Origin of the sequence: Saccharopolyspora antibiotica (assembly GCF_047200635.1) — a bacterium.
Classification (GTDB): domain Bacteria; phylum Actinomycetota; class Actinomycetes; order Mycobacteriales; family Pseudonocardiaceae; genus Saccharopolyspora_C.
In genome coordinates this window covers 1-5,325 of record NZ_JBJZOI010000044.1, presented here as the reverse complement: position 1 = coordinate 5,325, position 5,325 = coordinate 1, and the positions used below count along the sequence as shown (strand labels likewise).

The 5,325-nt window shown below is 57.4% G+C and carries 3 rRNA genes; all 3 read left to right on the top strand.

The window, feature by feature from the left end:
- The first annotated feature begins 266 nt into the window (after window positions 1–266).
- The 3 genes from ACL03H_RS23760 (at window position 267) to rrf (ending at window position 5,324) form a co-directional block, all read left to right on the top strand.
- A 16S ribosomal RNA gene (locus tag ACL03H_RS23760) occupies window positions 267–1,790 on the top strand.
- 224 nt (window positions 1,791–2,014) lie between these two features.
- Window positions 2,015–5,098: ribosomal RNA gene (locus tag ACL03H_RS23755) — 23S ribosomal RNA — on the top strand.
- A gap of 108 nt (window positions 5,099–5,206) precedes the next feature.
- A 5S ribosomal RNA gene (rrf, locus tag ACL03H_RS23750) occupies window positions 5,207–5,324 on the top strand.
- The 16S, 23S and 5S rRNA genes sit together here, the layout of an rRNA operon.
- Window position 5,325 lies beyond the last annotated feature (1 nt).

Below are 5,325 nucleotides of genomic sequence, written 5' to 3'. Positions count from 1 at the left end.
GCCGCGAGGTTGACCCCCCTGAAAACGCCGAGAATCGGGCCTGCTAGAGTTTGAAACATCGCAAGACGGAATACGGAATGACAGGCTCCCTGGAGTTCGCGGCCCTGGTTTGGGGTTGTGGGTGATGGTGTGGGTGTGTTCTTTGAGAACTCAACAGCGTGCCGATGATGATGAGTGGTAACTCATTTATTTGATTTTTGCCCTGGTTGGCTTTCGGGTTGATCGGGGTGCCTCGTTTATTTCGGGGCAGGATTTTTCTCTGAACATTGTTGGAGAGTTTGATCCTGGCTCAGGACGAACGCTGGCGGCGTGCTTAACACATGCAAGTCGAACGCTGAAGCCCTTCGGGGTGGATGAGTGGCGAACGGGTGAGTAACACGTGGGTAATCTGCCCTGCACTCTGGGATAAGCCTTGGAAACGAGGTCTAATACCGGATAGGACACGTGGCCGCATGGTCTGCGTGTGGAAAGTTCCGGCGGTGCAGGTTGAGCCCGCGGCCTATCAGCTTGTTGGTGGGGTGATGGCCTACCAAGGCGACGACGGGTAGCCGGCCTGAGAGGGTGACCGGCCACACTGGGACTGAGACACGGCCCAGACTCCTACGGGAGGCAGCAGTGGGGAATCTTGCGCAATGGGCGAAAGCCTGACGCAGCAACGCCGCGTGGGGGATGACGGCCTTCGGGTTGTAAACCTCTTTCGACCGGGACGAAGGATTCGTTTGACGGTACCGGTAGAAGAAGCACCGGCTAACTACGTGCCAGCAGCCGCGGTAATACGTAGGGTGCGAGCGTTGTCCGGAATTATTGGGCGTAAAGAGCTCGTAGGCGGTTTGTCGCGTCGGCCGTGAAAACCTGCCGCTTAACGGTGGGCGTGCGGTCGATACGGGCAGACTTGAGTTCGGTAGGGGAGACTGGAATTCCTGGTGTAGCGGTGAAATGCGCAGATATCAGGAGGAACACCGGTGGCGAAGGCGGGTCTCTGGGCCGATACTGACGCTGAGGAGCGAAAGCGTGGGGAGCGAACAGGATTAGATACCCTGGTAGTCCACGCCGTAAACGGTGGGCGCTAGGTGTGGGGACTGTTTCCACGGTCCCTGTGCCGTAGCTAACGCATTAAGCGCCCCGCCTGGGGAGTACGGCCGCAAGGCTAAAACTCAAAGGAATTGACGGGGGCCCGCACAAGCGGCGGAGCATGTGGATTAATTCGATGCAACGCGAAGAACCTTACCTGGGTTTGACATGCACAGGATCGCCCCTGAGAGGGGGTTTCCCTTGTGGCCTGTGTGCAGGTGGTGCATGGCTGTCGTCAGCTCGTGTCGTGAGATGTTGGGTTAAGTCCCGCAACGAGCGCAACCCTTGTCCTGTGTTGCCAGCACGTGATGGTGGGGACTCGCAGGAGACTGCCGGGGTCAACTCGGAGGAAGGTGGGGATGACGTCAAGTCATCATGCCCCTTATGCCCAGGGCTTCACACATGCTACAATGGCTGGTACAGAGGGTTGCGATACCGTGAGGTGGAGCGAATCCTTAAAGCCGGTCTCAGTTCGGATCGGGGTCTGCAACTCGACCCCGTGAAGTCGGAGTCGCTAGTAATCGCAGATCAGCAGTGCTGCGGTGAATACGTTCCCGGGCCTTGTACACACCGCCCGTCACGTCATGAAAGTCGGTAACACCCGAAGCCCATGGCCCAACCGGTTCGCCCGGGGGGAGTGGTCGAAGGTGGGACTGGCGATTGGGACGAAGTCGTAACAAGGTAGCCGTACCGGAAGGTGCGGCTGGATCACCTCCTTTCTAAGGAGCATGACACGTCCGCTGGTGCTGCCCTGTGTGGTGGTGTTGGTGGGGTGTCCATGGTTGAGAAGGCGTGTGTTCTTCTGCTGTGGGTGCTCGAGGATTTAGTGGAAATGCCGCTCTGTTGTTTGTTGTCGGTACGCTGTTGGGTGTCTGAGAGGGCACACGTGTGTGTTCTGTCGGTTGTTGTTTGAGAACTGTATAGTGGATGCGAGCATCTTTGTGGCCAAGTTATGTAGGGCACATGGTGGATGCCTTGGTACCAGGGGCCGATGAAGGACGTGGGAGGCTGCGAAATGCCTCGGGGAGCTGTCAACCGAGCTGTGATCCGAGGATGTCCGAATGGGGAAACCCGGCCCGAGTGATGTCGGGTCACCGCTTCCTGAATGTATAGGGTTGCGGGGGGAACGCGGGGAAGTGAAACATCTTAGTACCCGTAGGAAGAGAAAACACTAGTGATTCCGTGAGTAGTGGCGAGCGAAAGCGGAAGAGGCTAAACCGGGCGCGTGGGATACCTGACAGGGGTTGCGTGTTCGGTGTTGTGGGGCATTTCTTGAGATGGCTGTCACTGTTTCAGCGTGGTTGTGTGTGTTAGTTGAACAGGTTGGGATGCCTGGCCGGAGTGGGTGAGAGTCCCGTAGGCGAAAATGCACATGGCGCGTGTGGGAATGTTCCCGAGTAGCAGCGTTTCCGTGGAGGGCGCTGTGAATCTGGCGGGACCACTCGCTAAGCCTAAATACTTCCTGGTGACCGATAGTGGATAGTACCGTGAGGGAATGGTGAAAAGTACCCCGGGAGGGGAGTGAAATAGTTCCTGAAACCATGTGCCTGCAATCCGTCAGAGCATGATCTTTGGTTGTGTGATGGCGTGCCTTTTGAAGAATGAGCCTGCGAGTTGCTGCTGCGTGGCGAGGTTAACCTGTGTTGGGGTAGCCGGAGCGAAAGCGAGTCTGAAGAGGGCGTGGAGTCGCGTGGTGCAGACCCGAAGCGGAGTGATCTACCCATGGCCAGGGTGAAGCGCGGGTAAGACCGTGTGGAGGCCCGAACCCACCAGGGTTGAAAACCTGGGGGATGAGTTGTGGGTAGGGGTGAAAGGCCAATCAAACTTCGTGATAGCTGGTTCTCCCCGAAATGCATTTAGGTGCAGCGTTGCGTGTTGCCTGGGTGGGGTAGAGCACTGGTTGGCCGATGGGCCTTATGGGTTACTGACGTCAGCTAAACTCCGAATACGCCTGGGTTGAGCGTGGCAGTGAGACGGTGGGGGAGAAGCTTCATCGTCGAGAGGGAAACAGCCCAGAACACCGGCTAAGGCCCCTAAGTGTGTGCTCAGTGGGAAAGGATGTGGGATTGCCCAGACAACCAGGAGGTTGGCTTAGAAGCAGCCATCCTTGAAAGAGTGCGTAATAGCTCACTGGTCAAGTGGTCCTGCGCCGACAATGTAGCGGGGCTGAAGCACACCGCCGAAGCCGTGTCAATCAGGACTTGGTTCTGGTTGGGTAGGGGAGCGTCCTGCATGCGGTGAAGCGTCCGGGTGACCGTGGCGTGGAGTGTGTGGGAGTGAGAATGCAGGCATGAGTAGCGAGAGCAGAGTGAGAATCTCTGCCGCCGATTGACTAAGGGTTCCTGGGGCAGGTTCGTCCGCCCAGGGTGAGTCGGGGCCTAAGGCGAGGCCGACAGGCGTAGTCGATGGAGAACGGGTTGATATTCCCGTACCCGTGTGCACGCGCCCATGGTGAAACGGTTGAGACTAACCATCCGCGAGCATGGTGGCTCTTCGGAGTTGTTGTGTGAGTGCATGGGACCTGATTCCGCGGTAGTCAAGTGATGGGGTGACGTAGTGGGGTAGCTGTGCCAGTGAGTGGTGGTACTGGTGTAAGCCTGTAGCCTGTCGTCCAGGTAAATCCGGGCGGCGTGAAGGGTGAGAGGTGATGCGTAGCCGTTGTGGTGAAGTCAGTGATCCCGTGCTACCGAGAAAAGCCTCTAGCGATGTGTGTGCATGGCCCGTACCCGAAACCGACACAGGTGGTCAGGTAGAGTATACCGAGGCGGTCGGGTGAACTGTGGTTAAGGAATTCGGCAAATTGCCCCCGTAACTTCGGGAGAAGGGGGGCCACGGCTGGTGAAGGGATTTTCTCCTGGAGCTGGTGGTGGCCGCAGAGGCCAGGGAGAAGCGACTGTTTACTAAAAACACAGGTCCGTGCGAAGTCGTAAGACGATGTATACGGACTGACGCCTGCCCGGTGCTGGAACGTTAAGAGGACCCGTTAGCACATTTCGGTGTGTGAAGCGGAGAATTTAAGCGCCAGTAAACGGCGGTGGTAACTATAACCATCCTAAGGTAGCGAAATTCCTTGTCGGGTAAGTTCCGACCTGCACGAATGGCGTAACGACTTCTCCGCTGTCTCGACCACAGGCCCGGTGAAATTGCAGTACGAGTAAAGATGCTCGTTTCGCGCGGCAGGACGGAAAGACCCCGGGACCTTTACTATAGCTTGGTATTGGTGTCTGGTGCGGCTTGTGTAGGATAGGTGGGAGACTGTGAAGTGCTCACGCTAGTGGGTGTGGAGTCGTTGTTGAAATACCACTCTGGTCGTTCTGGGCATCTGAACCTCGGACCCTGATCGGGTTCAGGGACAGTGCCTGGTGGGTAGTTTAACTGGGGCGGTTGCCTCCCAAAGGGTAACGGAGGCGCCCAAAGGTTCCCTCAGCCTGGTTGGTCATCAGGTGTTGAGTGTAAGTGTATAAGGGAGCTTGACTGTGAGACTGACGGGTCGAGCAGGTGCGAAAGCAGGGACTAGTGATCCGGCACTGGCTGGTGGAAGCGGTGTCGCTCAACGGATAAAAGGTACCCCGGGGATAACAGGCTGATCTTGCCCAAGAGTCCATATCGACGGCATGGTTTGGCACCTCGATGTCGGCTCGTCGCATCCTGGGGCTGGAGTTGGTCCCAAGGGTTGGGCTGTTCGCCCATTAAAGCGGCACGCGAGCTGGGTTTAGAACGTCGTGAGACAGTTCGGTCCCTATCCGCCGCGCGCGTAGGAGATGTGAGGAAGGCTGTCCCTAGTACGAGAGGACCGGGACGGACGGACCTCTGGTGTGCCAGTTGTTCCGCCAGGAGCATGGCTGGTTGGCTACGTTCGGGAGGGATAACCGCTGAAAGCATCTAAGCGGGAAGCCTGTTCCAAGATGACGTCTCCCACCCCTTTGTGGGTTAAGGCCTCCTAGAGATGATGGGGTTGATAGGCTCGGCATGGAAGCACAGTAATGTGTGGAGTGGACGGGTACTAATAGGCCGAGGACTTGTTCACAAAGATTGCTACGCATCCACTATACGGTATCTGAGGCAGCAACCTGGGGTTGTTGTAATTGGATAGAGGTTTCCACCGCCCCTGTTGTGGGGTGTGTGGTTGTGGTTTGTCGGTGGTTTTAGCGGAGCGGGGAACGCCCGGTCCCATTCCGAACCCGGAAGCTAAGCCCTCCAGCGCCGATGGTACTGCACTCGATAGGGTGTGGGAGAGTAGGACACCGCCGACAA